Annotated in this window: 1 protein-coding gene; it reads left to right on the forward strand. The window is 60.0% G+C overall.

Features of this window, described 5'->3' with window-relative positions; translation table 11 throughout:
* Nucleotides 1-76 precede the first annotated feature (76 nt).
* Nucleotides 77-1,200, forward strand: a protein-coding gene (locus AC1KVG_RS21750; protein WP_481095802.1) for an IS3 family transposase whose coding sequence is annotated in 2 segments (ribosomal slippage) — nt 77-338 and nt 338-1,200 — 1,125 coding nt in all. Because the reading frame shifts where the segments join, the coding sequence is not laid out codon by codon here.
* Nucleotides 1,201-1,216: the final 16 nt, after the last annotated feature.

Here is a 1,216-nt window from a genome sequence, read left to right on the forward strand (position 1 = left end):
TGACCTCCTCCCTATAACTTAGACCAGCTAGACCTAGAAAATTCGGCGACACTCAGGCCCAAGGAGGCCCGTCGCCATGAAGAAGTCGAAGTTCACCGAAGAGCAGATCGCGTTCGCCCTGAAGCAGTCCGAGACCGGCACGACGGTCGAGGAGATCTGCCGCAAGATGGGCATCAGCCAGGCCACGTTCTATGCGTGGCGCAAGAAGTTTGGCGGGCTCGGTGTGGCCGAACTGCGCCGGCTACGCCAGCTTGAGGATGAGAACCGCAAGCTCAAGCAGCTAGTGGCCGATCTGAGCCTGGACAAGGTGATGTTGCAGGACGTGCTGTCAAAAAAGTTCTGAGGCCCACGCAGCGCAAGACGCTCGTGGGCCATCTGGTCGACCGGTATCGCGTCGGGGTTCGCCGCGCTTGCGGGGTCGTCAAGCAGAGCCGTTCGGCGTGGTATTACCAACCTCGGGACAATGATGATGCACCACTACTTCGACGGATCGAAGAGATCGCTGCGGTGCGGGTTCGCTATGGTTTCTGGCGGATCTTCGTGTTGCTGCGCCGGGAAGGCTGGAAGGCCAACCACAAGCGTGTGTATCGACTGTACTGCCAAGCTGGCCTCAACCTGCGGCGCAAACGACCTCGCCGCCGCAAGGCGGCGGCCCACCGCCTGGAGCGCACGGTGCTGACGGGTCCTAATCAAGTGTGGAGCATGGATTTCGTGGCTGATGCGTTATTCGACGGACGTCGCTTCCGGGCCTTGACCGTTGTGGACAACTTCACCAAGGAAAGTCTGGCCATCGAAGTGGGTCAGCAACTCAAGGGCGAAGACGTGGTGGCCGTGATGGAACGACTGCGACACGAACGCAAGCTACCGCAGCGCCTCCAGACCGACAATGGCAGCGAGTTCGTCTCGATGGTGATGGATCGCTGGGCCTACGACAACGCGGTGACCATGGATTATTCCCGGCCCGGCAAACCGACCGACAACCCCTTTATCGAGTCGTTCAATGGCAGCTTCCGGGATGAGTGCCTCAACACGCACTGGTTCCTGTCGCTCGACGACGCCCGTGAGAAGATCGAAAACTGGAGGGTCGATTACAATCATTTCCGGACGCACTCATCGATCGGCGATGTCCCGCCGGCCGAGTTCGCCGCCCGATTCACTTCCCCACTCAAAGCCGAATTTTCCAGTTCTGCGAGGGCCTAACGCGGGGAGGAGGTCA

The organism is Xanthomonas sp. NCPPB 3959, from assembly GCF_056675575.1.